Genomic DNA, 25152 nt, shown 5'->3' with positions numbered 1-25152 from the left:
GGAAATTCGCAAGCTGCATCGCCGGCTGAACGCCACCTCCGTCTTCGTCACCCACGACCAGGTCGAGGCGATGACGCTGGCCGACCGGCTGGTGGTGATGAATGGCGGACGCGTCGAGCAGGTCGGGACGCCGAGCGAAATCTACACACGCCCCGCAAGCCGCTTCGTCGCCACCTTCGTCGGCGCGCCGGCGATGAACATTCTGGAAGGCACGGTCGAACTCGACGGGCTGTCGCTGCTCGGCGGCAGCCGGCGCCTCGCCATGGCACGCACGGGCCTGCCCGTCGGCACCAGGGTCGCGATGGGCATCCGGCCGGAAGCCGTCCGGCTGGTGGCGACCGGCGTGGCCGGCGCGTTGAATGCCACGGTCGACCTCGTCGAGGAACTGGGGGCGGGGCGGGTCATCTACGTCGATCTCGACGGAGCACCGTTTTCGGTGATGACATCGGAGGCGGTCCACCCCGAGCCCGGCAGCCAGGTCGGCCTCAAGATTTCGCCTGAAGACATGCATTTCTTCTCGTCGGAGACGGGAGCCCGCCTCGATGTCTTCAAGGCGTCCGTACCCGAGCCGGCGCTCTGAAAGCGTGATGAAAATCATCCAGGTCACCGATGTGCATCTTGGCCGGCAAGGCGAGCGCCGCTATGGCGCGGACCTGCATCAAAGGCTGGCGTCCTGCGTCGCGCATATCAATGCGCATCACGCCGACGCCGCCCTTTGCATCTTCACCGGCGACCTGACCGAGACCGGCGCGCCGCAGAGTTATGCGGATCTGCGCGCTGCCCTGAACAGGCTGTCAGTACCGTACAGGCTGCTGCCCGGCAACCATGACCGGCGGGCCAATCTCGTCGCGGCGTTCCCGGAAAATCCGGTCGACGAGAATGGCTTCGTGCAGTCGGTCCATGACACCGGCAACGAAGTGCTGCTGTTTCTCGACTGCCTGGCGGAAGGGCGCATCGAAGGCGAATTGTGCGACAGGCGGCTTGCCTGGCTCGAAACCCACCTGGACCGATCAGCCGGCAGGCCCGCCTACATCTTCCTGCACCATCCGCCGGTCGCGCTCGGCCTGCCGCAGCTCGATCCGCTGGCGCTTGAACAGCCCCAGCGGTTGCTCAGCCTGCTGAAGCGCCATGGCGATGTCCGCCATATCTTCTTCGGCCATGTCCATCGCGACATCGCCGGCACCGTGGCCGGGATTCCATTCTCGGCGCAGCGCGGCCTGCACGCAAGGTTCGAACTTGCGCTTGACCGGTCGAGTGAAATTGTCGAACAGGCGCCGCCCTCCTACGCCGTCATCCTTGTCCACAGCGCCAACGAGAGGGTTGTCGTGCATGGCTGTGATTTTCTCGAGCGCTGGCCGATCTATTCAGCCGAAACCGGCGAACGCATCACGGCATGAACTGCTCGCCGGGCGCCGGTCCTCGGTGCCTAGACGAACACATGCGCCTTTCCCGACACGGTGAGCCGGACGATCTCGCCGACCATCGGTGCGTCCATGCCTGATTTGCGCAGGATCAGCGGCGTGTTGCCGATGGCGGCGGCGTCCGGTGGATCGAAGTTGTTCAGGAGCCGAACCGCGATCGTGCATGTCGAGCCGGCGAATTCCGATTCCGTCACCTCGCCGAACAGCATGTCGGGCGTGCCCGACATGCCTTCGCGCGACGTGCGCTTCAGCCCGATCTGCTCCGGCCGCAGCATGATGCGGGCGACATCGCGGCTGTCATTGGTATCGACGGCGATGCGGCCGAGCGGCGAGTCGGCGAAGCCGCCCGAAATGCTCGCCGGCAGGATGATGGCGTCGCCGAGGAATTCGGCGATCATCCTGTCCTTCGGCTTGAGGTAGAGATCGCGCGGCGTGCCGACCTGCGAGAATTTCCCGTCGCGCATCACTGCCACCTGGACAGCGAAGGACAGTGCTTCGGCCTGGTCGTGGGTCACCAGGATGGTGGTGATGCCGGCCGCCTCCAGAAGTTCGGCCACGGCCTTGCGCATCGAGGCGCGCAGGCCGGTGTCGAGCGCCGAGAACGGCTCGTCGAGCAGCATCAGCCGCGGCTTCATCGCCATGGCGCGGGCGAGCGCCACGCGCTGCTGCTGGCCGCCGGAGAGCTCGTGCGGGCGGCGCTTGAGGATCGCCTTGTCGAGCCCGACGATGTAGGCCAACTCGACGATGCGCTCGGCGCGTTTGTCATCGCCGCGGCCCATGCCGAAACCGATATTGTCGCCGATGGTCAGATGCGGGAACAGGGCGCCGTCCTGCGCCACCACGCCGATGCCGCGGCGATGCGCCGGGACAGCGGCCCCGCCATTGGCCAGCACCTCGCCATCGAGCACGATGCGGCCCTGGTCCGGTGCCTCAAAGCCGGCGATCAGCCGCAGCAAGGTGGTCTTGCCGCAGCCGGAGGGACCGACGATTGCGGTCCGGCTACCGCTGGCGACTTCGAGGTCAACACCGGCCAATGCGGCGACCGGGCCGTAATGCTTGTGCAGGCCGCGGATTTCGAGAAAGCTCATCGTCCGGCCATCCGTTTCGACTGGACATAAAGCAGCCAGGTCAGGGGCAGCGACATCGCCACCATGATGAAAGCGTAAGGGGCCGCCGAGGCGTAGTCGATCTCGCTGCTGTAGGACCAGAATGCCATCGCCAGCGTGCGGGTGCCGTTCGGTGCCAGCATCTGGGTCGCGGTCAGTTCGTTCATGATGCCGAGCGCCACCAGAGCCATGCCGGCCGCGGCACCAGGCGCCGACAGGCGAATGGTCGTCGACCACAGCGCGTTGAGCGGATGCCTGCCGAGGCTGGACGCGGCGCGCTCGAGCTCGACCGGCGCCTGGGCGATCGAGGCGCGCAGGCTGACCAGGGCACGCGGCAGGAACATGAGGGCATAGGCGACCAGGATGGTGAACAGGGTCTGATAGAGCGGAAGGGCAATGCGCACGGTGATGGTGACCAGCGCCAGCGCAATGACGACACCCGGTAGCGAGCCGACGATGTAGTTGCAACCCTCAAGCAGGCGCTGCAGCGGCCCCGGGGCGCGGATCGAGATCCAGGCCATCGGCATGGCGGCGACAGTGGCAAGCAGTGCCCCGGCGAGCGACAGGAACAGCGTCTGGCCGAGCGCCAGGCCAATCTCGTTGAGACGCCAGACCTCGGCGCCGCCGGCGATGAGCCAGCGGCTGATGGTGATGAACGGCACGCCGAGCGCCAGCAGCGTAATGACGACCAGCAAGAGCAGGCTCGGCGTGGTGGCGCGGCCGAGGTTCGCGCGCTGCTGGTTACGCGCCGCGCCGGCGCCGACACGGGCATAACGCTCCTCGCCGCGCACCAGCACTTCGAGGCCCAGAAGCACGAAGCAGCAGGTCACCAGCACGCCGGCCAGCATGTTGGCGGCCGGTCCGTTGAAGGTCGATTGGAACTGGTCGACGATCGCCGTGGTGAAGGTGTCGAAGCGGATGAAGACATAGAGGCCGTATTCGGCCAGCAGATGCAGTCCGACCAGCAGCGAGCCGCCGCATATGGCGAGCCTGAGCTGCGGCGTCACGACACGCCAGAAGACGCGCCACGGGCCAAGGCCAAGGGCGGCGGCTGCGTCCTCAAGGGCAGGATCGAGACGGCGCAGCGCCGCCGATATGGGCAGATAAAGGAAGGGGAAATAGGCGATCACCGACACCAGCACGCCGGCCCACAGGCCATGCAGGCCGGGCACCATGGTGATCCAGGCATAGGAGTGCACGAAAGCGGGGATGGCGAGCGGCGCCACGCACAGCCAGGCCCACAGCCTGGCGCCGGGCAGGTCGCTGCGCTCGGTCAGCCAGGCCAGCGCGACAGACAGTACGATGGCGATCGGCACGGTCAGCAGCACCAGCAGCGTGGTGTTGACCAGTAGTTCCCCGACGCGCGGCCGGAAGACCAGCGCCGACACGGTCTCCCAGCCGGTCTGCACCGCGACCCAGATGATGAAGGCGAGCGGCAAAAGGGCGAGCAGCGCGACGAGAACAGCGGCGGTGACAAGCCAGCGCGCCACCCGCCGATGCGGCATTCGGCGCATCTTCGACGGCGAGCCGGCGTGCCCGAGATCGACGGCGGACTGCATCAGCTCGGACACCCCACGGTTGCGGCGGGGCGCCGGCAATCGGGGGACCACGGTCGGAGGTCAGGAACGCAGCGTGTCGTCATCGACGAATGCCATCTCGAAAACAAAACGCTCCCGCGGAAGGTGGATTCCCGCGGGAGCACGGTCGGTTTGTCCTTATTAGGACGAACGACAACTAAAGCAAGCCGGCTGCCGTCATCAGGTCGGTGACCTTCTTGGAGTTCAGCGTCGTGGCGTCGACTTTCGGCGCCTGCAGGTCGGCCAGCGGAACGAGCTTCGGGTTGGACCCGGCACCCTTGCCGACCGCGTACTCGAAGGAGTTTCCGTTCTTCAGCACATCCTGGCCGCCCTTGCCGGTCACCCATTTCAGGAAGGCCTGGGCTTCTTTCTGATGCTTGCTCGAGGCGAGCACGCCGCCACCCGAGACCGAGACGAAAGCGCCCGGATCCTGGTTCTTGAAATAATGCAGCGCGACGTTCTTGCTGTTCTCGCCGGTCTTGGCTTGATCGCCGAAGTAGTAATAGTGGTAGATCACACCACCCTCGATCTCGCCGGCGTTGACCGCCTTCATCACCGTGCTGTTGCCCTTGTAGGCGGTGAAATTCTCCTTCATCGCCTTCAGCCAGTCCGCCGTGGCGGCCTCGCCCTTGAGCTGCAGCAGCGCGCTGACGATGGCCTGGAAATCGGCGCCCGTGGGCGAGGCCGCCCAACGGCCCTTCCAGCTCGGATCGGCGAGGTCGAGCAGCGACTTGGGCAACTGATCGGTCTTGAGCTTGGTCGTGTTGTAGGCAAAGACGGTGCTGCGCGCGGCCACACCAACCCATTTGCCGCTGGCCGCCTGATAGTCCTGCGGCACCTGCGCCAGCGTGTCGGCATCGACGGGCGTGAACAGGCCGGCATTCTCGACCAGCGCCATGGCGGGCGAATTCTCCGTCAGGAACACGTCGGCGGGCGATGCGGCCCCTTCGGCAACGATCTGGTTGGAGAAGTCGCTGTCGCCGCCATTGCGCAGCGTGACCTTGATGCCGGTCTCCTTGGTGAAGCCTTCGGCCCATTCCTTGGCCAGGCTTTCGTGCTGGGCGTTGTAGACGATGATGCCGGCATCCTCGGCCGTCGCCGGACCGGAGGCCAGGCCGATTGCAAGCGCGGTGGCGCCTATAAGGGCGGAAAGGGTGTATCTCATGGCGTCATCCTTGCTTTTGTTGGTCTTGGCACGCTGCACCTATCGATACATGACACGAATAGTCAACATTGTTGGCCTGCTTCAATCGGTCGCTGAGGCGGCGCGAGACGTACAATTCCATGTGATGGCACCCCGAGGAACGGTTTGCCGCAAGACGTACGAGCAAGGCCCATGAGTTCGTCCGGTCTGGGGCTGGGCCTCCAGGACCCGCAAACTTTCGTGATTTGCCCGTAGTTTGGCTTGGACATTATTTCGCCGGCCACGTAACAAATCAGTGCCGAGGCACGAAAATCGGGGGAGTGAACTCTTGTGAGCGGCAAGGACGAGGCCGAGCTTTCCCGGCTGTTGCGGGCCGCGATCGCCGGAGATGAAAAGGCCTATGCCGACTTTCTGCACCGGATTGCCGCGCTGGTGCGCGGCTTTGTCCGGCGCAAGATCGTGCAGGGCGGAGTCGATCCCGAGGATGTCGTGCAGGAAACCTTGCTGGCCATTCATGTGAAACGGCATACCTGGCGCCAGGACGCACCGGTGCTGCCGTGGATCTATGCGATTGCCCGCTTCAAGCTGATCGATGCGTTCAGGCGGCGCGGTCGGCGCATCGAAATCGATGTCGACGATATCGCCGAGACCTTCGCCGAACCGGAAGTCGAAACGGTCAGCGAGCGCGACATCAACAGGGCCCTCGACGGGCTGCCGCCGGCACAGCGTTCCGTGGTCTCGGCCGTATCCGTGGAGGGCCGCTCGATCGGCGAGACGGCATTGAAGTTCGGCATCAGCGAGACGGCGGTGCGTGTGTCGCTGCATCGCGGGCTAGCCGCCATAGCCAAGCGATTCGGGCAGGGGCGATTCGGGCGGGAATGACATGAGGACCGAGGATCTCATCAAGGCGCTCGACGCCGATGCAAGCAGCAAGGCGATGCCTCTGCGCTCGGCCTGGTGGCTGGCGGCTGGCGCGGCCATTGTCGTCGCGGCGGTGGTTTTCCTGCTGACGATCGGCCCGCGCCCGGATTTCATGGTGGCCGCGCACACGATGCGCTTCCTGTCCAAATTCGTCTTCACCATCGTGCTTGCGGCCACGGCCTTCGGCCTGATCCGGGCGCTGTCGACACCTGGCGCCTCGACGGCCAGGGCCGTGGCCTGGATGGCCGCGGCCCCTCTGCTGGTTGCCGTGGCGGTGGTTCTGGAGCTCTTCATGGTACCGGAGGCGTTGTGGGGCACCAGGATGATCGGCTCCAACATGATGATCTGCATGGGCTTTATCCCGCTGATCGGCATCGGCCCGCTGGCCATCTTCCTGTGGATGCTGCGCTATGGCGCGCCGACGCGGCCGGTGCTTGCCGGCGCGGTGGCGGGGCTGCTCGCCGGCGGGCTGGCGGCAACCTTCTATGCCGCGCACTGTTTCGACGATTCGCCGCTTTTCGTCGCCACCTGGTACACGATCGCGATCGCGATTCTCGCCTTGCTCGGCGCGCTCGGCGGGCGGTTTTTCGTGCGCTGGTAGCACGATAGAAGCGACGACACCCCGTGCACACCGATCCTTAATCATGCCGGCGATTGTTTGCCGGTTGACCAAATCGCGGTACCCCCACTCAACCTTTCCTTAAAATCGATCCTTCAGGGTTATCCCGGGAAAAAGCGATTGCCCACGGGGGTGGCACGGATCGTGAGACTACAAGGACCGATCAGGCTCGACAAACACGCAGCGCCGGCGTCGCTCGTGGCCGGCTTCGCCGTGGCCGCGGCCCTGGTCGTGCTGTCGAGGCTGGACCTTGGCGCGGAAGCGCTCAGACTTTGCCTGCAAGTGTCGGTCGCGATGACAATTGGCGAGCTTTTTTTCGCCTGTCTTTTCATCGGCCGCATCTCGAAAGATCGGCGGCAGATCGCCGAGAGCGAACAGCGTTTTCGCCGGGCGATGGAGGACTCGGCAATCGGCATCGCCGTCGTCGGCCTCGATGGGCGGTTTGTGCAGACCAATCCGGCGTTCGCCTCGATGCTCGGCTACAGCCGCGAAGAGATCGAGGCGCTGACCTTTTTCCAGATCACCCACCCCGACGACCTGCATGTCGGGCGGGAAACCATGGAAGGCATCAAAGCTGGCACGGTCAACGCCTTCCAATTCGAGAAGCGCTACCTCAAGAAGGACGGTACAGCGGTCTGGGCGCATCTCGCCGGCTCCGTCATTCGCGAGGAGAAGAGCGGCCGCCCGCTCTATCTCGTTTCACAGATCGAAGACATCGACGCGCGCAAACAGGCCAAGGCGCGCATCGCCGAGGCCGAAACGCGCTGGAATTTCGCGCTTGCCGGCGCCGGCCAGGGCGTCTGGGATCTCGACATCCGCAAAGGCGGCACCACCTACTCCTCGGCCTTGGTCAAGATGCTGGGTTATGCGGATGGCGAACTCGACGGCGACCCCGATCGCTGGCTGACGATGATCCATCCCGACGACCGCGAAACCGTCGCCGAGGCGGATCGCGCCCATCTCGACGGCCAGACAGAGTTCTTCGAGGCCGAGTTCAGGATGCGTCACAAGGACGGCCGATGGATCTGGATTCTCGACCGCGGCAAGGCCATCGAGCGTGACGGGGACGGGCGTCTGGTCCGGGCCATCGGCAGCCTGACGGACATCACCCGGCGCAAGGAGGCCGAGGAGCGCCTGACCGTATCGGCGGCAATGCTGGCCGACGAGAAAGAGCGGCTCAGGGTAACGCTGCAGTCGATCGGCGATGCCGTCATCTGCACCAATGCGGCGAACCGCGTCACCTTCATGAATCCGGTTGCCGAGAAGCTGACCGGCGTCCCGGCGGAGGCGGCTCTCGGCAAGACGCTCGGTCATGTCTATTGGGCGGTGGACGAGGAGACGGGACACAGGATCGGTGTGACACGGCCGGCGATCGGTGCGGAGACGCCCTCCGACCAGAATAGCCGCGCCGTGCTGGTGCGCCGTGACGACATACGCTGCAGTATCCGCCAGGTCGTGTCGCCGATCATGAACGAGCGCAACGAATTCTGCGGGTTGGTCATAGTTTTCCAGGATTTTACCGATGCACGCGCCCTGCAGCGCCAGCTTGCCCACGCCGCCGCGCATGATGCGTTGACCGGCCTTGCCAATCGCTCGAGCTTCATCCGCACCATGGAGGAGATCGTCGATCAGGCCCGCAAGGACGCCGCCGGGGCTGGCGGCAGCGACCATCAGTTCATGTTCATCGACCTCGACCATTTCAAGCTGGTCAACGACACCGGCGGTCACGCCGCCGGAGACGCCTTGCTGAAGCGGGTCGCACAGGCCGTGCGTGGCGTACTCGGGCCTGAAGACAGTGTCGCGCGCCTAGGCGGCGACGAATTCGCGGTCATCCTGAAATCGGGCTCGACCGCCGGCGCCAGGATCGCGGCGCGCTCCGTGATCGATGCGATAGCGGGATTGAACTTCACCTGGGATGCCCGGCCACATGCCATCGGCGCCAGCATCGGCGTGGCGGCGATAAACGCCAATTCCGGGGAGGCGGACGAGATCATCGCAAGGGCGGACGCCGCCTGCTATGCCGCCAAGGCGGCCGGCCGCGGATGCGTCTGCGTGGCGCCCGACGACAAGTCGAGGCCCCCCGCGCCGCTTGCCGCGGCGTCGTGAACGGACGCGTCAGCGCGTCGGAACGGGTTGCTCGCCGCGATAGTCGTAGAAGCCGCGCCCGGTCTTGCGGCCGAGCCAGCCGGCTTCGACGTATTTGACCAGCAGCGGGCAGGGGCGGTACTTCGAATCCGACAGGCCGTCATGCAGCACCTGCATGATCGAGAGGCAGGTGTCGAGGCCAATGAAATCGGCCAGCTGCAGCGGTCCCATCGGATGGTTGGCGCCGAGCCGCATGGCCGTGTCGATGGCGTCGACCGAGCCGACACCCTCATAGAGCGTGTAGATCGCCTCGTTGATCATCGGCAGCAGGATGCGGTTGACGATGAAGGCCGGGAAATCCTCCGAGACCGTGATAGTCTTGTCGAGCTGCTTCACATAGGTCTTGGCCGCCTCGAAGGTCTGGTCCTCGGTGGCGATGCCGCGCACCAGTTCGACCAGCTTCATCAGCGGCACCGGATTCATGAAATGGATGCCGATGAAGCGCTCCGGCCGGTCGGTCTGGGCGGCGAGCCGCGTGATCGAGATCGACGAGGTGTTGGTCGCCAGTATGGCTTCGGGATTGAGCTGCGGACAGAGCTGCGCGTAGATCTTGCGCTTGACCGTCTCGTCCTCTGTCGCCGCCTCGATCACCAGATCGGCGCCGGCGAGATCGGCCATCGTCGGTGCGGAGGCGATGCGCGACATCGCCTGGTTGCGCAGCTTCTCGTCAAGCTTGCCGGAGCCCACCTGGCGGGCCATGTTGCCGCTGATGGTGGCGATGCCCTTTTCAATGCGGTCGGGCGAAATATCGTAGATCAGCACCTTGTAGCCCGAAAGCGCGGAGACATGGGCGATACCCCCACCCATCTGGCCTGCGCCGATGATGCCGATCGTCTCGATCTTGCTCATTACACCGATCCCGTCCAAAGGCCTTTGCAGCCTGCTTTTTGTGCGGTGCAAACTAAAAGGGCGGGGCGACTTCGTCTACCCCACCCCAAGCATTTAATACGCTTTGCCAGAGAGCGTCAAAGCGCCTTCTGCAACTCCGGCAGAATGACGAAGAGATCGCCGACGAGGCCGTAGTCGGCAACCTGGAAGATCGGTGCCTCCTCGTCCTTGTTGATGGCGACGATGACCTTGGAATCCTTCATGCCGGCGAGATGCTGGATGGCGCCGGAGATGCCGACCGCGATGTAGAGGTCCGGAGCGACCACCTTGCCGGTCTGGCCGACCTGCCAGTCGTTCGGTGCATAACCGGCATCGACAGCGGCACGCGAGGCGCCGACCGCCGCACCGAGCTTGTCCGCGACCGGCAGGATGACCTCCTGGAACTTCTCCGACGAGCCGAGCGCGCGGCCGCCCGAGATGATGATCTTGGCCGAGGTCAGTTCCGGACGGTCGGTCTCCGACAGCTTGTTCTCGACGAAGGAGGACAGGCCGGGATTGGCGGCTGCCGCGACAGTCTCGACCGCGGCCGAGCCACCCTCAGGCGCCGCCTGGAAGGAGGCGGTGCGCACGGTGATGACCTTCTTGGCGTCTGTCGACTGCACGGTCTGGATGGCATTGCCGGCATAGATCGGCCGCTTGAACGTGTCCGGCGAGACCACTTCGATGATCTCGGAGACCTGCGCGACATCGAGCAGGGCCGCGACGCGCGGGGCGACATTCTTGCCCGAGGAGGTCGCCGGCGCGATGATGGTGTCGTAACCGCCGGCAAGCGACACGACGAGCGCTGCCGTCGGTTCGGCGAGGCGCTCGGCGAGTTCATCGGCTTCGGCGAGCAGCACCTTGCCGACGCCCTTGAGCTTGGCTGCTGCGTCCGCCGCGCCCTTGGCGCCCTTGCCGGCCACCAGCACATGCACGTCAGAGCCGATCTGCAGGGCCGCCGAAAGCGTCTTGGCGGTCTGGTCGGAAAGGCTGGCGTTGTCGTGTTCGGCGATGAGGAGAATTGCCATTTTATCTGTTCCTTTCCCGATCGCTTACAAAACGCCGGCTTCGTTCTTGAGCTTGTCGACCAGTTCGGCGACGCTCTTGACCTTGACGCCCGCCTTGCGGCCGCCGGGCTCCTCGGTCTTGATGACCTTGAGGCGCGGCTTGACGTCGGCGCCGTAGTCCGCCGGGGTCTTTTCGTCGAGCTGCTTCTTCTTGGCCTTCATGATGTTGGGCAGCGAGGCATAGCGCGGCTGGTTGAGGCGCAGGTCGGCGGTGATGATAGCCGGCGTCTTCAATTCCACGGTCTGCAGGCCGCCGTCGACTTCGCGCGTCACCTTGGCCTTGTCGCCTTCGAGCACAACCTTGGAGGCGAAGGTGCCTTGCGCCCAGCCGAGCAGGGCAGCCAGCATCTGGCCGGTCTGGTTCGAGTCGTCGTCGATCGCCTGCTTGCCGAGAATGACGAGGCCGGGCTGTTCGGCTTCGACGACGCCCTTCAGCACCTTGGCGACGCCGAGCGGCTCGGTCTGCTCGTCGGTCTTGACCAGGATGGCGCGGTCGGCGCCCATGGCGAGCGCGGTGCGCAGGGTTTCCTGCGCCTGCTGCGGGCCGATCGAGACGACGATGATCTCCTCCGCCTTGCCGGCTTCCTTGAGCCGGATCGCCTCTTCCACCGCGATCTCGTCGAACGGGTTCATCGCCATCTTGACGTTGGCGAGTTCCACCGCCGAACCGTCGGCCTTCACGCGAACCTTGACGTTCGCATCCACAACCCGCTTCACGGGCACAAGGATCTTCATTTGCCTGTCACCTCTTCACGCTAGTTGGGCGCGCTATAACAGCTTGCGCCCCTTCTGAGTTGTCGAAAGCCGACATTCCGGATGGAAATTCTGGTCTTTGCCCGTCTTGAACTGCTCCTTGAAAGCCTTGGGGCCCGGACGGAGACGTTTCCGTAGTTGGGGCAATCCTTGCCGTCAATACGCTGAAAGCGCCTCAAATCGGTTCAGTTTGGGCCAGAGGGGTTTCCCCGCCCCCAGCGCGTCGTGCTGGCCTGCGGTTCAGGCGCCGCCGGTTCAGCAGCAACCGGTGGCTGGTCCGATGTGGGAACCACGGCATCCTCGTCGGCGCCGGCAAAAAGCGGCACGCCGCGGCTGCGCAGGACCAGCACCAGCACCGCGCCTGCCATGATGCCGCCGATATGGCAGGCCCAGGAAATCTGGTCCTCGCCGCCGGCGGCGAACATGAAGACCTGGAACAGCACCCACAGGATAAGCGGGATGAAGGCCGGGATGCGCAGCGGGATTCGGGCAAAGGCCAGGACCCAGACCTTAACCCTGGGATAGAGGATCAAATAGGCGACGACCACGCCGGCGATGGCGCCGGAGGCACCGATCAGCGGCACCTGCGAATCCCAGGCGATAAGGCCCTGGAAGGCGGCGCCGGCGATGGCGCACAGGAGATAGAAGATCAGGTAGCGGATGTGGCCGAGCGCGTCCTCGACATTGTCGCCGAACACCCACAGGAACAGCATGTTGCCGCCAAGATGAAAGATGTCCGCATGCAGGAAGGAATAGGTAAGGTAGCTCAGGCTTTCCGGAATGATGATGAACCGAGGATCAAGCTCGGCCGTGTTGTGAACCACGGACGGAATAAAGCCGAGGCCAAGCACGGCGGCATTGGTGAAGTTCTCGCCGCCGAGTGCCGTGGCGCAATAGACCAGCGCATTCACCACGATCAGGCCGATCGTCACATATTGCAGGCGGATGTGGCGCAGCCTGTTTGTGTCGTAAAGCGGGATGAACATGCGTGCCTGGTCCCCTCCCGCTCTTCGATCCGTTCAGCGGTTCTTACCGGGAACCCATAGCACGTCGGCATTTCCATTGTCATTGACCGCCCGGGCGGCGACAAACAGGAAATCCGAGACGCGGTTGATGTATTTCAACCCGTCGCGGTTGACGTGCTCGCCCGGGTCTTGAGCCAGCGCCACCATCAGCCGTTCGGCCCGCCGCGCCACCGTGCGGGCCAGATGCAGCGCCGCGGCCGCCGGCGTGCCGCCGTTGAGCACGAAGGATTTGAGCGGCTGGAGATGCTTGTTGAGGAGGTCGATGTCCTTTTCGACACGGTCGGTCTGGGCGGCAACGATGCGCAGCGGCTCGTAGCCAAGCGGCTTGCCGTCATCGGGCACGGCGAGATCGGCGCCGAGGTCGAAGAGATCGTTCTGGATGCGTGACAGCATGGCATCGATCGCCGGATGGCTCGCTGCCGTGTGCACGCGCGCCATGCCGATGCAGGCATTGGCTTCGTCGACCGTGCCGTAGGCGTCCACCCGCAGGTCGGATTTCAGCCGCCGCTCACCAGTGCCGAGACCCGTCGTGCCGTCATCGCCGGTGCGGGTATAGATCTTGTTGAGCTTGACCACGTCGCCTCCCGGACGGCCTCACTTGCGGGTGAAATACACGGCCAGCAGGATCAGCACCAGCGCCACCGCCTGCAGCATGACACGCGCCTGCATCAGCTTGTTCGAGGTGACGCCCGAACCGCCACGCATCATGTTGATGAGGCCTCGGATCAGCACGATCACCACGGCGGCCATGACCAGAATGGCGAGGATGTTGAAGACGGTTGCCATTGTTGCGTTTCCAGTTGTTTCGCGTTCAGGCGCGTTTGGCCATCAGGCGGTAGAGTATCGATGCCGGCAGGATGCGTTTGAGCGCCGCGCCGATTCTGGCCGGCACTGTTACCACATAGTGCGGACGCGGGCGCCGCGACAGAAGGGCATGACGCAGAACCCTGTAGACCACTTCCGGCCCGGGCTTCAACGCCGATTGGCTGCCGCCGGCGCGCAGCCGCTCCAGCTGCGCGGCATAGTCCGCCCTGTGCACGGAATTCTCGATGTCGATGTTTTTCAGGAACCAGGGCAGGCCGTTGCTGGCGATCTTCGATTTCACCGGCCCCGGTTCGATCAGCGAAACATGGACGCCGCTGCCGTCCAGTTCCTGGCGCTGACAGAGCATCAACGCCTCGAGCGCATGTTTGGATGCCGAATAGGCGCCGCGAAAGCGCACCGGCACCAAACCGAGGATCGAAGAGCAATGCACGAGGCGGCCATGACCCTGGCGGCGCATCACCGGAACCAGGCGGCGGGTCAAATCATGCCAGCCGAAGAAATTGACCTCGAACTGCTCCTTGAGCGCGGCCACCGACAGATCCTCGACCGCGCCCGCCTGGGCGTAGGCGCCGTTGTTGAACAGGGCATCGAGCCGGCCGCCGGTGCGTTCGAGCACCTCCGTCACCAGCGCTGCAAGGGACTCCGGTTCGCTGTAGTCGAGGTAGAAAGCCTCGATGCCGTCGCTTTCGAGGGCGGCGATGTCCTCGGGTTTTCGCGCTGTTGCAAAGACCCGCCAGCCTTCCGCCTTGAGTGCCCGGGCGCAATATGCACCTATGCCGGACGAGGCGCCGGTGACGATGATGGTGCGCAACTCCTGCGCCGTCGGACTCGTGATTTCGCCTAGGGTTGCCATTTGCCGCATTCACTTCCCATATTCGCGGCGTCGAGACAATCGAAGGGAACGCGGGGTCTTGCTGCGGAATATTGTCGCTCTGCGCCGCGTGCTCTACGACGCGCTCGGCCATTTCAACACCGATGACGGCTGGGCGATGGCCAGCCATCTGGCGATCACCTCGCTGATGGCGCTGTTTCCGTTCCTGATCTTCGCCACGACGCTGGGCAGCTTCCTCGGCGCCCAGGCCTTCGCCGACACGGCCGTGCACCTGGTCTTCGACACCTGGCCCGATCAGATCGCCAAGCCGATCGCGCATGAGGTGCTGAACGTGCTGACGGTTAGGCGCACCGATTTGTTGACCTATGGCGTGCTGCTTGCCGCCTATTTTGCCTCGAACGGTATCGAGGCCCTGCGCACCTCGCTCAACCGCGCCTATCGCGTCACCGAGACGCGCGGCATCATCTATCGCCGGGTGCAGAGCATCTTCTTCGTGCTGATCGCGACGGCCGGCTTCCTGGCGATCAGCGTGCTTCTGGTCTTCGCGCCCCTGCTGGCGCGGCTGGCGGAAGCGCATTTCGAATGGATAAAGCCCTATACCGGCACGATCACCCTGTGGCGCTACGTCATTGCCTCGGCCGTTATCATCGGCGGGTTGTTTGCCGTCCACTACTGGCTACCGGCCGGCAAGCGCCGCTTCGTCTCGCTGGTGCCGGGCATCGTCTTCACACTGGCCGCATGGCTCATCGGCTCGACGATGTTCGCCACCTATCTCGACCACTTCTCGTCCTATGTGACGACCTATGCCGGGTTGGCCTCGATCATGATCGCGGTGGTCTTCCTCTACATCGTCTCGGCGATCTTCATCCTCGGCGGCGAACTCAACGCCGCGATCAGCCGCTATCTGGAGGCGCGGGCCCGCGTGGGTTGACCCTGTGCCTTGGCCTGCCGCGCCGTTGCCAGGCCGACGCCGAAGGTGGTGATCGCCATGCCGACGATCTGCAGCGCGTTGAGCTGCTCGTCGAACAAGCCCCAGGCGATGATCGCCGTCACCGCCGGCACCAGGTAGAACAGCGAGGCGACTTTCGACATTTCGCCGTCGCGGATCATCACCATCAGCAGGAAGATGGCACCGAGCGACAGCACCAGCACCAGCCAGGCCATGGCGAAGATCAGTTCGCCATTGATGATGACGGTGTGCGTTTCGAAGGCGAGCGCGGCCAGGATCATCAGCGAGGCGCCACCGACATATTGCCACATGGTCGCCGCCACGAGGTCGCCGCCGGAAGCAAAACGCTTCTGCCAGATGGTGCCGGCGCTCATGCCGAGCACCGAGACCAGCGAGGCGGTCAGCGTCGCCGCGGTCACGCCGCCGCCGAGCGCGCCGAGCTTTGGCCACAGCACGATGACGATGCCGATCAGGCCGATGCCAAGGCCAAGCCAGTGGCGCGGCAGGATCGCTTCTCCCAGGAACTTGCCGGCAAGCACCGCGGTGATCAGCGGCTGCAGGCCGACGATCAGCGCCGAGAACCCGGCCGGCATGCCCCTGTGGATGGCCCAGAAGACGGCGCCGAGATAGACACCATGCATCAGCACGCCGGCGCCGGTGGCATGGAGTGCTTCCTTGCGAGTGGCGCGCTTCGAACCCAGAACGGGCATCAGGGCTGCCAGCAGGATGGCCGCTATGACGAAACGGGCGGCGAGGAAGGTGAACGGCTCCGCCCATGGCATGGCATAACGCGCGCCGATGAAGCCGGTTGCCCACAGGACGACGAAGGTGGCGGGGATGAACCGCTTGATGCTTTGCATTTTCCGCAGGCCGCCGCGCTGGTGAAAAACTGATCGTGGCGCTGCTCTAATCCGGTTCAACCCGGCGTGCAAAACGAAACGATTGATCCATGCATCACGGGAATTCAATCGGTGGCGAATTCGTCACGCCTGGCCAGAGCTCAACCGGCTCAGAGACCGACCATCCGCCTGACGTCGTCAGTCGATGCGCCGGCCACGCGCAACTTGGCAAGGCCGGTGTCACCAAGGCTTTTCGACAGTTTCCGGCCGTCCGGCCCAAGGATGAGCCGATGGTGGAAATAGGCGGGTTGCGGAAGCCCAAGAAATTCCTGCAGCAGGCGCTGCACGCCGGTGGCGGAAAACAGGTCCTGCCCACGCACGACATGGCTGACCCCTTGCAGGGCGTCGTCGACGATGACGGCCAGGTGGTAGCTGGTCGGGATGTCGCGGCGCGCCACGATCACGTCGCCCCAGTCCTGCGGGCGGGCCTCGACCGAGCGCGTCGCCGATAGCGTCTCATCGCTGAATTCGGTCCATGCGAGGTCCCTGCCCACACGCGCAACAGCGGCATCGACATTGAGCCGCCAGGCGAAGGGCTCGTTTTCGGCGATACGCCGTTTGCGTTCCTTCACCGGCAAAGCCTTGTCGGACGGGGGATAGAGCGGCACGCCGTCGGGGTCGCGCGGCCAGTCACGCCCGCGCTTTTCGCTGTCGGCTATGAAGGCCCTGATCTCGCCACGGCTCATAAAAGCGGGGTAGACGAGGTCCTCGCGGATCAGCCGGTCGAGCTGCGCCTGATATTCTGCGAAATGCTCCGACTGGCGGCGCACCGGCTCTTCCCAGCCAACGCCCAGCCATTTCAGGTCGGCAAGCACGCCGGCTTCGAATTGCGGCGTGCAGCGCGTGGTGTCGATGTCCTCGATGCGCAGCAGCAGGCGGCCGTCGTGGGTCTCAGCGAGCTTCTGGTTGAGCAGCGCGGAATAGGCATGGCCGAGATGCAGTTCGCCGTTGGGGCTTGGCGCGAAGCGGAATGTCAGGAGCGTCATGTCTGAGGCGGCAGTCGGGTTGTGCTGTGCTTTCGGCGGTTGCTACTTTGCTGCACTTTGGCGGACAAGGATACCATGCAACGCATCGCGACGCTGGACGACATTGCGCGGGGGCTCGATGCGCTTTGCATCATCGACCCGCGCCTGGAAAAGGTGCGCGGCATGGCCGGCGAGGTGCCGCTCCGGCTTTCTGAGCCGGGGTTCAGGAGCCTGGCTTCGATCATCGTCTCGCAGCAGGTGTCGCGGGCGAGCGCCGACGCCATCTTCGGCCGCCTGACGAAACTCGTCGATCCGCTGACGCCGCAGGCGATCCTGGCCGCCGGCGAGGATATGTTTCGCGAGGCCGGCCTGTCGCGGCCCAAGCAGCGCGGACTGATCGCGGTTGCCCAGGCGGTGGCCGACGGGCTCGATCTCAATCACCTCTGCTCGCTCGACGCGACCGAAGCGATTACGGCGATGACGGCGGTGCCCGGCATCGGCCCGTGGACGGCGGAAGTGTACCTTTTGTTTGCGGCCGGGCACCCTGACATTTTCCCCGCGCGCGACGTTGCGCTGCAGAGCGCGGTCGGCCATGCGTTGGGCATCGACCCGCGCCCGCCGGAGAAAACACTGATCGCATTGGCCGAATCATGGAGCCCGTGGCGAGGTGTCGCATCGCGGCTTTTCTGGTCCTATTATCGCGAAACCAGGGGCAGGGATGCCGCGCCGCCGTCCTGAGTCTACAAAAAAGCATAAAAATCGGGGTGTTTTGACGCTTTGGGCAAGCGACAATCCGCTTCACATCCCTGTCATGTCGGGCTTACAGTATCCGCGCCGTTCGGGTCTAGAACCAAGGAGGTAAACACGTGACGGTTGCCGTATCTCCGGATGGGCTTCCAGCACTGGTGCTGAACGCGGATTACCGTCCGCTCAGCTACTACCCCCTGTCGCTCTGGTCCTGGCAGGACGCCATCAAGGCGGTGTTCCTCGACCGGGTGAACATCGTTGCCGAGTACGAGCATGCGGTGTCCTCGCCGACCTTCTCGATGAAGCTGCCGAGCGTGGTCAGCCTGAAGGCCTATGTGAAGCCGTCCAGGCACCCGGCCTTCACCCGCTTCAACGTCTTCCTGCGCGACCGCTTCCAGTGCCAGTATTGCGGCACGCCCGACGACCTGACCTTCGACCATGTCATCCCCCGCCATCGCGGCGGTGCGACGACCTGGGAGAATGTCGTCGCCGCGTGCTCGCCCTGCAATCTGAAGAAGGGCGGCATGATGCCGGCGCATGCCAAGATGTGGCCGCTGCAGAAGCCCTATCAGCCGACCGTGCATGATTTGCACAATAACGGCCGCCTGTTCCCACCCAACCATCTGCACGAAAGCTGGATGGATTATCTGTACTGGGATGTCGAACTCGAACCTTGAGATCATTCGAGACTTCGGGAGGCTGGCCGCCGAAGCGATTTTGTGCGCTTGCGGTGCTCACGTACCTTGGTACGCTCCGGTCCGGTTCTCGAAAATCACTTCATCCCACTCAGCCTGCCGAACTCTTGAACGATCTCGCGCCACGCCAGATCAGTCCTTGGCCAAGGCGCCGCGGAAGGCGACGGCGGCCAGGATGAGGCTGGCGATGGCGTTCCAGCCGGCCAGTGACAGGCCCAGGATGCGCAGTGCGGCCTTGTCGCAGGAGGGCGGCACGAATTTGTCGAGCGCGTCGAGCACGCCCTTGCCGCCGGTGTCGACCGGGCCGGCGCCCGCCGTGCAGTCGGTCGGGCCGGCCCACCACTGCCATTCGACGCCGGAATGGTAGACGCCGAGATAGAGGCCGTAGAGCATCAGGAGGCCGCCAATGCCCAGCAGGCCGCGCGTCAGCCAGGCCGGCGCGCGCAGCATCGAGGCAATCACCGCCAGCACCATCAGCGGTGCGCCGACATAGTAGGGGGTGCGCTGCTCCAGGCAGAGATGGCAGGGGATGTAGCCGCCAATATACTGGAAGCCGAGCGCCGAACCGACGGTCGCGGCCATGGCAGCGGCGAGAAACAAAGCGGTCCGTGTCCGCTGGCGTCCGGTGTCGGCATTCATGGTCGCTGTCATGGGTCTTTTGTCCGTTGCTCCGGCTCGGCTAGAACGCGTATTTGACGACGATATAGAGCAAAATCAGGGCAGCCGCCGCGGCGCCGACGATCAGGCCGAGGCGCTTTTCGATGAACTCGCGGATCGGCTCGCCGTAGCGGCGCAACAGCCAGGCCAAGAGCAGGAAACGGGCGCCGCGCGCCACGATGGCCAGCACGATGAAGAGTGCCAGGTTGACGCCGATGACGCCGGACAGGATCGTCACCACCTTGATCGGCGGCAGGTGCGCCGCGCCCGAGGTGATCAGCATCAGAATGATGAAGCCGATGCCCGACGAGGTGCGCAACTGCTCGAACTCGTCATATTTGCCGTAGAATTCGAGAATCGGCCTTGCCACCGCCTCATAGGCGTAGTGGCCGATGAACCAGCCGGCGATGCCGCCCAACACCGAGGCGACGGTGGCGATCAGCGCATAGCGGTAGGCGCGATCCGGCCGCGACAGCGCCATCGGCAGATAGAGCACGTCGGCCGGCACCAGGAACACCGAACTCTCGACGAAAGCGATGAAGGCCAACCACCATTCGGCGGATTTGCGCGCCGCCAGCGAGAGGGTCCAGTCATACAGTCCGCGAAGCATCGGCTCTCCTAATCCCGTGTCGGCCAAAGTGCGCGGATGCCTGGGGCAAAGGCAGGGATGAAAACAGGACCCAAAGCGCACGCGGCGATCCCTTCAGACGCGCCACGCTCCATGCGCCGCCTGTCTAGAAAGATTTTTCGCGCTGCACAATGGCAGCATGGTCACGAAATCAAAAGGCGAAGATTGGTCGCATCGGGGGATAGCCGAGAATTGGCCAGTTGACGAACAGGCCTCCAACCGTATAGTCCGCGCCCATCCAGGCCGCCCGGCCTGAGCCCCTATGGCGGAATTGGTAGACGCGCTCGACTCAAAATCGAGTTCCGCAAGGAGTGCTGGTTCGATCCCGGCTAGGGGCACCATTCTTTTCCACAAACGCAACGCTACCGCATATTGCCGGTATGGCCCTGCGAGTATCTGCCGGGCTGCGGCCAGACGGTCAGGCCATGAGGCTCGACGCCGACCCGGATTTTCGTCACGGCACCCGAATTCGTGTCGATCATGTAGACCTCGCTGTCGAAGCGGCCGGACAACCACAATTGCCTGCCGTCGGCGCTGACATTGCCCATGTCGGGGCTGCCGCCTCCGGGTATGGGCCATTGTGCGACGACCGAACGGGTGGCGAAGTCGATGACGGTCACGCTGCCCGGCCCCTTTGCACGGCCTTGCTCCATCTTGTGCGAGCCACGGTTTGAAACGTAGAGTTTTGTCCCGTCGCGGCTCACGACAAACCCGTGCGTTCCGATGCCGGTGGCGATGAAGCCGATCTCGGAAAAGCTGTCTCCGTCGATCAGGAACACCCCGTCGTTCATCATGTCGGCGACATAGAAGACCTTGCCGTCGGGCGAAAGCCGGATGTCCTGCGGCATGCCCATCTTCGACAAAGCGAGGTGGCCGAGCACCTTCTGGTCTTTCAGGTCCACCTTCAACAGTCCACCATCGCCGTATTCGCAGGTGAATATGGCGTAGGCATTGTCGGCGGAGAAATCGGCATGGTTGATGCCGGGGCAGGTCGGCGTCGGTATCGTCGATTTCAGCGCCATGGTCCGTGGATCGCGCAGATCAAGCCGCTGATAGGCCTCATCGACGATGACGGCCGAACTTCCGTCCGGCATGAAGTACATGTTGTAGGGGTCATCGACCGGAATCTCGTGACCCGGCCTGGCGGTCTTGGGGTCGATCGGGGTCACGCTGCCCTTGCTCGTGCCGCTGGCGTTGTTGGCGACCCAGAGCGTTCTGAGATCCCACGCCGGAACGACGTGCTGTGGCTTGCGCCCGACAGGGAACCTGTCGACCTCCTTGAGCGTCGCGGGGTCGATGACCGATACGCTGTTGGACGAGCGGTTCGGAACATAGACGCGCGGCAGCGCGCCTGTCGTGGCCGGGCTCAAATGGTCAGAGGTTGTCTGGTCGTAGATATTGACCGCAGAGCGCGCGGGCGGCGGCTCGCTGCATCCTCAGGGCATGAACCAACTGAAGCCGATGCCGGCGACAGGGCAACCAACAAGACGAGCAGGGCGCGCAAGCTGGTGAACCGTGGACATGGCTTGATCATTTGGGCTGCTGTCTTGCGAATTCGCGGATCGCTTCGGTCGTCCCGTTGACGATCAGATCGACGCCGAGTTGACCGAACTCGGCCGACGATCGTGTCGGGTCGCCGCCATAGACGCCGTCGCCGGCGTCGAACTTCGGAGCCGCCGCGAGGCGATCCCCGCGCACCATGGAAGGGTCGATGGCGAGCATCAGCGATGTGTCGGCCAATCCGGCGTGGGTTCCGATCTCGGACTGCTTCGCGCCGGCCGACAGGAGCTTGTCGACATAGGCGCCCTGGGTGACCTGGTAATATTGCAGCGCCGCAAAGACCCGGACCGGGCTTTTGCGCCATTCGGCATTCAGACGATCGGCCACATGGCGCTCGTCGGCCTGATAGCCGCCATGATCGCCGATCAGCACGATGGTCCTGAAGCCGTGCAGCTTGAAGCTGCGCGCCGCGGATTCGAGCAATTGCTCGAAAATCTTGTCGCTGATGGTAATCGTTCCGGGAAACCGCATGTGGGCGCTCGGCGGGTCGATGGTTCCTTCCGGGACATAGGAGACCACCGGAGCGACCAAGGCGTTGCCGAGCTGGCCGGCAATCTTCTCGGCCAGGAACTTCACCCGCACATTGTGCTTGCCCAAGGCCATGGCAGGGCCGCTTTGCTCGGTGCCGCCTATCGGGACGATGATCGTCGTCGCCCCGGCGCTGATCCGGTCGCGCAGCTCGGTCCAGGTCTGGTCTTCGAGGAAGACCGACGCATTGGCAGCGCGGGCGGCAGAGGCAAGACCCGACAGGACCCAAAGGCCGACGACAATGGCCGCGAGCGTGAAACCGTGCCTTGCGATCATTTCAGCCTCCGGGCCTATGCGTTGCATCGGACAGCACGGCCGCCGCTTTCGTGCAATTTGTCCGGGGCGGAGGTCCCGGCATGGCGCCGGCCGCGAAGATTCGGGATCATGGCTACCGCCTTCTCAGCAGGCTCTTCATGCGGTTGCGCAGCAGGCGAGCCATGTTGCGGGTCTCGCGGTAGAGATGCAGCTGCGAGGCGGCCTGGCGGGCGAGGCGGTCGGCATCCGGCGTCAGGCCGATCACCAGCGTGCCGATCGGCTTGCGCTCGGCCCACAGCCGGCTCATCACCGGATGATCCGGCACCGCGCAGGAATCGGTCATCATGATGTTGGGATCGTCGAGATGCTGCCGGGTGACCTCGATCATGAGCAGCGTGCCGGGCGAATAGGCGGCCAGCGTCTCATCATAGGCCGTCTTCCAGGTATAGGCGACGCCGGCCTCGACGAAGACGATCAGGCTGGCGACGGTGCGGCCGTCGAGCGTCAGCGAATGGATGCGGCACATGTCCTGCTCGGCCAGCCGGTGCACCGCCTCGCGGGCAAAGGCGGCGCGGAAGCGGTCGATCGCCATTGCGGTGCGCTCGCGGCCCTTCCAGCCGGACGCTTCCAGCGTCAGGAAGCTTTCGATGGCGTGGCGGATCTCGTCAGGGCCGCGCGCCACCACGTGTTCCAGCCTGCCGAGGTCGGCAAGGCGCCGCTTCAGGCGGCGGAGTTCGCGATAGTGGTGCGAGCGCAGCGAAGCTTTCAGATAGTCGTCGCCGTCGAGTTCGCTGTCCAGCACGGGGCGCGCGGTCTGGTTGGTTGTGACCAGGGTCAGGCCGCGCGTCTCGGCCACGGTGTCAAGCAGGCTCGCCACCGGACCGTCCAGCCTGATGTCGGGCAGAACGAAGACTTTCGGCAGCTTGAGGTGCGGGCGCGACAGCATCGAGAAGAAATCCTCGACGACGCCCACCGGATCGTCGCGGTCGATCAGCGGCGTGCCGAGCGGACCGAACGGGCTCGACCAGGTGCGCATCACCGGAACGCCGAGCGGCACCACGGGACGCTCCACCGAGATCGGCACCAGCAGCCGCAGCCGGTTGCGGTATTCGTCGCCGTCGCGGATCACCGCCAGCCGCACCTCGCGATCCTCCAGCCGGGGCATGGCCGGCGCCAGGAAGCGCGGGTTGAAGAAGACGTTCGGCTCGATCGTGCGGGCGCATAGATAATCCAGCTCCTCGACCAGGTCGAAGCCGGCGGACGCCGGATAGATGGCAAGCTTGCGCTCCGGCCGGTTGTTGGCGAGGATTTCGATATGAGCCGGATCGGGATCGCGCGCCAGACCGGCAAGGCCGGACATCATGGCGCTGGCGGTGCCGCCGCTGGTTTCCTCGAGCAACGGGATGGCGACCATCAGGCGGCTCCTTTGGCAGGCACGAAGATCGCCATGACGATGCCGAGCTTGCGCCACACCGTGAAGGACAGCGCGCTGGCCTCGAAGATCATGGCGAAGGCGGTGGCCATGGCGGCGCCCCACAGGCCGAAATGCGGGATCAGCACCACGTTGAGGCCGATGTTGAAGGCCAGTGTCATGGCATAGACGGCGGCGCAGATGTTCTGGTTGCCGCTCATGGTGAGCAGGCTTTCGCAAGGGCCCACCGCGGCGCGCGCCACGACGCCGAAGACGAGCAGGAACAGCAGCGGATAGCCCGACGTGAACTCGGGGCCAAACAGCACCAGCATGGGTTTGCCCAGCGCCAGCACCAGCAGCGCCATCAGCAGCGACGGCCAGAAGGTCCACGACACCGTCTCGCGGGCAAAGGCGGCAAGCTTTTGCGGCTCGCCATGGGTGAACTGCGCATAGCGCTGGGCGACACCGGCCTTGACGGCGAAATAGACGAAATGCACCAGCGCCAGCGTCTTGACCGTGGCGAAATAGACGGCGACGTCGTTGGGATCCATATAGGCGCCGACCATCAGCACATCGGCATTGGTGAGCAGGAAGAAGAAGCTTTCGACCAGGAAGATCGGCAGCGAGACGATGAACCATTGCGCGAAATGCACCTTCATCGGGCCGGCCGGGATCTGCCTTTCCATGCGGTGCGTGACGCCGATCAGCTGGGCGAGGGTGGTGACATAGGTGGCGGCGATCGAGGCGAAGATCGCCGTCCTGGCATCGGCGGCGTAGCCGGCGAAAAGCATCAGCGCCATGAACAGCAGGATCAGCACCGGCCGTATCAGATAGGTCGGCGACAGGGCAAACAGCGCCCAGCTGTTCGCCCTGGCCTGGCCCTGCAACAGGTCCGACAGCGCGATCATCGGCAGGCAGATGATACCGAGGATGAAGGGGATCACGTAGTAGTTTTCGATCCAGGGTGCCGCCAGCCAGACGCCGAGCGCACCGAGCCCGGCGATGATGGTGGAGGCGATCAGCACGAACAGGCGACTGGCCACGACGATGCCGCGAAGTTCGTCCATCAGGCCGCGCTCGCGGTATTCGGGGATGAAGCGGATGACCGAGGTGTGGAAGCCGAGGCAGGCAAGGTTGCCGACGATCACCATCGTCACCCAGACCAGCACGAAGATGCCGTATTCGAACGAGCCCATCCAGCGCGCCATCAGCACCTGGCTGATGAAGGCGATGACGGCGCTGACGATGCGGATCGAGAAGGCGATGACCGACATGCGGCCGGCCTCGCCACGTTCATCGGCGGTGAAGAGAACCGCGTCGATGCGGCCAAGCAACGGCTCGACGCGCAGCGCCAAACGCTGCGGCAAGAACCGCCCGGCAGTCGTGGCCGCGGAAAAGCGCACCCCGATCTCTCTCCGTTTTCCGCCCCTTTTTCAGGCTTTGGTGTAGCGGAGACACATTAAGAAAACGTGGGTGGCGTCCTTTGTCCCCGTGGGCAGGAGAAGGTGCCGGCAGGCGGATGAGGGGCCGGCGCCGGCTTGCGGGTATTCTTGCCG

General features: G+C 64.5%; 26 protein-coding genes and 1 tRNA gene. 9 read left to right on the top strand and 18 right to left on the bottom strand.

Annotation, left to right across the window (positions count from 1 at the left end):
• The coding region (locus tag C1D09_RS23015) for a TOBE domain-containing protein (protein ID WP_143976444.1) at nucleotides 1-580 on the top strand (580 nt) is incomplete at its 5' end.
• A gap of 7 nt (nucleotides 581-587) precedes the next feature.
• Complete coding sequence (locus C1D09_RS23010; protein ID WP_143976443.1) at nucleotides 588-1397, top strand: phosphodiesterase; 810 nt, start codon at nucleotides 588-590, stop codon at nucleotides 1395-1397.
• Nucleotides 1398-1426: 29 nt separating this feature from the next.
• Here C1D09_RS23010 and C1D09_RS23005 read toward each other — a convergent pair whose 3' ends face one another.
• The 3 genes from C1D09_RS23005 to C1D09_RS22995 form a co-directional block, all read right to left on the bottom strand.
• On the bottom strand, nucleotides 1427-2509 hold the full coding sequence (locus tag C1D09_RS23005) for an ABC transporter ATP-binding protein (protein ID WP_143976442.1): 1083 nt from the start codon (nucleotides 2507-2509) through the stop codon (nucleotides 1427-1429).
• On the bottom strand, nucleotides 2506-4086 hold the full coding sequence (locus tag C1D09_RS23000; protein ID WP_167514714.1) for an ABC transporter permease: 1581 nt from the start codon (nucleotides 4084-4086) through the stop codon (nucleotides 2506-2508). The genes C1D09_RS23005 and C1D09_RS23000 overlap by 4 nt, the downstream gene beginning before the upstream one ends.
• 175 nt (nucleotides 4087-4261) lie before the next feature.
• Entirely contained in the window at nucleotides 4262-5269 is a 1008-nt protein-coding gene (locus C1D09_RS22995; protein ID WP_143976440.1) for an iron ABC transporter substrate-binding protein, read from the bottom strand.
• A gap of 309 nt (nucleotides 5270-5578) precedes the next feature.
• Between C1D09_RS22995 and C1D09_RS22990 the strand changes: the two genes are divergently transcribed.
• The 3 genes from C1D09_RS22990 (at nucleotide 5579) to C1D09_RS22980 (ending at nucleotide 8894) form a co-directional block, all read left to right on the top strand.
• Nucleotides 5579-6130 carry a sigma-70 family RNA polymerase sigma factor gene (locus tag C1D09_RS22990; protein WP_143976439.1) on the top strand — a complete coding sequence of 184 codons (552 nt, stop codon included), beginning with the start codon at nucleotides 5579-5581 and terminating at the stop codon, nucleotides 6128-6130.
• Nucleotide 6131: 1 nt separating this feature from the next.
• On the top strand, nucleotides 6132-6770 hold the full coding sequence (locus C1D09_RS22985; protein ID WP_143976438.1) for an NrsF family protein: 639 nt from the start codon (nucleotides 6132-6134) through the stop codon (nucleotides 6768-6770).
• Between the two features lie 162 nt (nucleotides 6771-6932).
• A complete protein-coding gene (locus C1D09_RS22980; protein WP_246135840.1) occupies nucleotides 6933-8894 on the top strand; it encodes a PAS domain S-box protein in 1962 nt (653 codons plus the stop codon).
• Nucleotides 8895-8903: 9 nt separating this feature from the next.
• Here C1D09_RS22980 and C1D09_RS22975 read toward each other — a convergent pair whose 3' ends face one another.
• The 7 genes from C1D09_RS22975 to C1D09_RS22945 all read right to left on the bottom strand — a co-directional run bounded on the left by C1D09_RS22975 (nucleotide 8904) and on the right by C1D09_RS22945 (nucleotide 14323).
• Nucleotides 8904-9782 (bottom strand): 3-hydroxybutyryl-CoA dehydrogenase, encoded by an 879-nt coding sequence (locus C1D09_RS22975; protein WP_143976437.1) that lies wholly within the window; start codon nucleotides 9780-9782, stop codon nucleotides 8904-8906.
• A 116-nt stretch (nucleotides 9783-9898) separates the two neighbouring features.
• Nucleotides 9899-10828 carry an electron transfer flavoprotein subunit alpha/FixB family protein gene (locus tag C1D09_RS22970; RefSeq protein WP_143976436.1) on the bottom strand — a complete coding sequence of 310 codons (930 nt, stop codon included), beginning with the start codon at nucleotides 10826-10828 and terminating at the stop codon, nucleotides 9899-9901.
• Nucleotides 10829-10852: 24 nt separating this feature from the next.
• Nucleotides 10853-11602, bottom strand: coding sequence for an electron transfer flavoprotein subunit beta/FixA family protein (locus C1D09_RS22965; protein ID WP_143976435.1), 750 nt, complete (start codon nucleotides 11600-11602; stop codon nucleotides 10853-10855).
• Nucleotides 11603-11805: 203 nt separating this feature from the next.
• Complete coding sequence (locus tag C1D09_RS22960) at nucleotides 11806-12606, bottom strand: rhomboid family intramembrane serine protease (RefSeq protein ID WP_143976434.1); 801 nt, start codon at nucleotides 12604-12606, stop codon at nucleotides 11806-11808.
• A gap of 33 nt (nucleotides 12607-12639) precedes the next feature.
• Nucleotides 12640-13221 carry a cob(I)yrinic acid a,c-diamide adenosyltransferase gene (locus C1D09_RS22955; protein WP_143976433.1) on the bottom strand — a complete coding sequence of 194 codons (582 nt, stop codon included), beginning with the start codon at nucleotides 13219-13221 and terminating at the stop codon, nucleotides 12640-12642.
• 18 nt (nucleotides 13222-13239) lie between these two features.
• Nucleotides 13240-13431 (bottom strand): twin transmembrane helix small protein, encoded by a 192-nt coding sequence (locus tag C1D09_RS22950; protein WP_027031242.1) that lies wholly within the window; start codon nucleotides 13429-13431, stop codon nucleotides 13240-13242.
• Between the two features lie 25 nt (nucleotides 13432-13456).
• A complete protein-coding gene (locus C1D09_RS22945) occupies nucleotides 13457-14323 on the bottom strand; it encodes an SDR family oxidoreductase (RefSeq protein ID WP_143976432.1) in 867 nt (288 codons plus the stop codon).
• A 58-nt stretch (nucleotides 14324-14381) separates the two neighbouring features.
• Between C1D09_RS22945 and C1D09_RS22940 the strand changes: the two genes are divergently transcribed.
• Entirely contained in the window at nucleotides 14382-15233 is an 852-nt protein-coding gene (locus C1D09_RS22940) for a YihY/virulence factor BrkB family protein (RefSeq protein ID WP_027047430.1), read from the top strand.
• Here C1D09_RS22940 and C1D09_RS22935 read toward each other — a convergent pair.
• Together C1D09_RS22935 and gluQRS are read right to left on the bottom strand one after the other, a co-directional pair.
• Nucleotides 15203-16111 (bottom strand): DMT family transporter, encoded by a 909-nt coding sequence (locus C1D09_RS22935; protein WP_143976431.1) that lies wholly within the window; start codon nucleotides 16109-16111, stop codon nucleotides 15203-15205. The genes C1D09_RS22940 and C1D09_RS22935 overlap by 31 nt on opposite strands.
• A gap of 149 nt (nucleotides 16112-16260) precedes the next feature.
• Nucleotides 16261-17136, bottom strand: coding sequence for a tRNA glutamyl-Q(34) synthetase GluQRS (gluQRS, locus tag C1D09_RS22930; protein ID WP_143976430.1), 876 nt, complete (start codon nucleotides 17134-17136; stop codon nucleotides 16261-16263).
• Between the two features lie 75 nt (nucleotides 17137-17211).
• On the opposite strand from gluQRS, the gene C1D09_RS22925 reads away from it, so the two are divergent.
• Nucleotides 17212-17853, top strand: coding sequence for a DNA-3-methyladenine glycosylase family protein (locus tag C1D09_RS22925; protein WP_123169931.1), 642 nt, complete (start codon nucleotides 17212-17214; stop codon nucleotides 17851-17853).
• Nucleotides 17854-17981: 128 nt separating this feature from the next.
• Nucleotides 17982-18539, top strand: coding sequence for an HNH endonuclease (locus C1D09_RS22920; protein ID WP_143976429.1), 558 nt, complete (start codon nucleotides 17982-17984; stop codon nucleotides 18537-18539).
• Between the two features lie 150 nt (nucleotides 18540-18689).
• On the opposite strand, the gene C1D09_RS22915 is transcribed toward C1D09_RS22920, so the two are convergent.
• Together C1D09_RS22915 and C1D09_RS22910 are read right to left on the bottom strand one after the other, a co-directional pair.
• Nucleotides 18690-19208, bottom strand: coding sequence for a disulfide bond formation protein B (locus tag C1D09_RS22915; RefSeq protein WP_143976428.1), 519 nt, complete (start codon nucleotides 19206-19208; stop codon nucleotides 18690-18692).
• A gap of 28 nt (nucleotides 19209-19236) precedes the next feature.
• Entirely contained in the window at nucleotides 19237-19824 is a 588-nt protein-coding gene (locus C1D09_RS22910; RefSeq protein ID WP_143976427.1) for a YqaA family protein, read from the bottom strand.
• Nucleotides 19825-20098: 274 nt separating this feature from the next.
• Here C1D09_RS22910 and C1D09_RS22905 point away from each other — a divergent pair.
• Nucleotides 20099-20183: transfer RNA gene (locus tag C1D09_RS22905), tRNA-Leu, on the top strand.
• Nucleotides 20184-20204: 21 nt separating this feature from the next.
• On the opposite strand, the gene C1D09_RS22900 is transcribed toward C1D09_RS22905, so the two are convergent.
• From C1D09_RS22900 to C1D09_RS22885, 4 genes are all read right to left on the bottom strand, one after another.
• Nucleotides 20205-21212 (bottom strand): YncE family protein, encoded by a 1008-nt coding sequence (locus tag C1D09_RS22900; protein ID WP_246135839.1) that lies wholly within the window; start codon nucleotides 21210-21212, stop codon nucleotides 20205-20207.
• 160 nt (nucleotides 21213-21372) lie between these two features.
• On the bottom strand, nucleotides 21373-22206 hold the full coding sequence (locus C1D09_RS22895; RefSeq protein ID WP_246135838.1) for a creatininase family protein: 834 nt from the start codon (nucleotides 22204-22206) through the stop codon (nucleotides 21373-21375).
• Between the two features lie 112 nt (nucleotides 22207-22318).
• Entirely contained in the window at nucleotides 22319-23599 is a 1281-nt protein-coding gene (locus C1D09_RS22890) for a GNAT family N-acetyltransferase (RefSeq protein WP_143976425.1), read from the bottom strand.
• Nucleotides 23599-24999 carry a lipopolysaccharide biosynthesis protein gene (locus tag C1D09_RS22885; RefSeq protein ID WP_143976424.1) on the bottom strand — a complete coding sequence of 467 codons (1401 nt, stop codon included), beginning with the start codon at nucleotides 24997-24999 and terminating at the stop codon, nucleotides 23599-23601. The genes C1D09_RS22890 and C1D09_RS22885 overlap by 1 nt, the downstream gene beginning before the upstream one ends.
• Between the last annotated feature and the right edge of the window lie 153 nt (nucleotides 25000-25152).

The sequence above is a fragment of the Mesorhizobium intechi genome (assembly GCF_002879535.1).
Lineage (GTDB): Bacteria > Pseudomonadota > Alphaproteobacteria > Rhizobiales > Rhizobiaceae > Mesorhizobium > Mesorhizobium intechi.
Note: the sequence above shows the minus strand (reverse complement) of the source record. Positions and strands in the feature narration are given on the sequence as shown.

Bases quoted from the DNA above. Each gene is read 5' to 3' on its own strand.
- C1D09_RS23010 (WP_143976443.1), top strand. From the start codon at position 588: ATGAAAATCATCCAGGTCACCGATGTGCATCTTGGCCGGCAAGGCGAG.
- C1D09_RS23005 (WP_143976442.1), bottom strand. From the start codon at position 2,509: ATGAGCTTTCTCGAAATCCGCGGCCTGCACAAGCATTACGGCCCGGTC.
- C1D09_RS23000 (WP_167514714.1), bottom strand. From the start codon at position 4,086: ATGCAGTCCGCCGTCGATCTCGGGCACGCCGGCTCGCCGTCGAAGATG.
- C1D09_RS22995 (WP_143976440.1), bottom strand. From the start codon at position 5,269: ATGAGATACACCCTTTCCGCCCTTATAGGCGCCACCGCGCTTGCAATC.
- C1D09_RS22985 (WP_143976438.1), top strand. From the start codon at position 6,132: ATGAGGACCGAGGATCTCATCAAGGCGCTCGACGCCGATGCAAGCAGC.
- C1D09_RS22975 (WP_143976437.1), bottom strand. From the start codon at position 9,782: ATGAGCAAGATCGAGACGATCGGCATCATCGGCGCAGGCCAGATGGGT.
- C1D09_RS22970 (WP_143976436.1), bottom strand. From the start codon at position 10,828: ATGGCAATTCTCCTCATCGCCGAACACGACAACGCCAGCCTTTCCGAC.
- C1D09_RS22965 (WP_143976435.1), bottom strand. From the start codon at position 11,602: ATGAAGATCCTTGTGCCCGTGAAGCGGGTTGTGGATGCGAACGTCAAG.
- C1D09_RS22960 (WP_143976434.1), bottom strand. From the start codon at position 12,606: ATGTTCATCCCGCTTTACGACACAAACAGGCTGCGCCACATCCGCCTG.
- C1D09_RS22950 (WP_027031242.1), bottom strand. From the start codon at position 13,431: ATGGCAACCGTCTTCAACATCCTCGCCATTCTGGTCATGGCCGCCGTG.
- C1D09_RS22945 (WP_143976432.1), bottom strand. From the start codon at position 14,323: ATGGCAACCCTAGGCGAAATCACGAGTCCGACGGCGCAGGAGTTGCGC.
- C1D09_RS22935 (WP_143976431.1), bottom strand. From the start codon at position 16,111: ATGCAAAGCATCAAGCGGTTCATCCCCGCCACCTTCGTCGTCCTGTGG.
- gluQRS (WP_143976430.1), bottom strand. From the start codon at position 17,136: ATGACGCTCCTGACATTCCGCTTCGCGCCAAGCCCCAACGGCGAACTG.
- C1D09_RS22925 (WP_123169931.1), top strand. From the start codon at position 17,212: ATGCAACGCATCGCGACGCTGGACGACATTGCGCGGGGGCTCGATGCG.
- C1D09_RS22915 (WP_143976428.1), bottom strand. From the start codon at position 19,208: ATGACAGCGACCATGAATGCCGACACCGGACGCCAGCGGACACGGACC.
- C1D09_RS22910 (WP_143976427.1), bottom strand. From the start codon at position 19,824: ATGCTTCGCGGACTGTATGACTGGACCCTCTCGCTGGCGGCGCGCAAA.
- C1D09_RS22895 (WP_246135838.1), bottom strand. From the start codon at position 22,206: ATGATCGCAAGGCACGGTTTCACGCTCGCGGCCATTGTCGTCGGCCTT.
- C1D09_RS22890 (WP_143976425.1), bottom strand. From the start codon at position 23,599: ATGGTCGCCATCCCGTTGCTCGAGGAAACCAGCGGCGGCACCGCCAGC.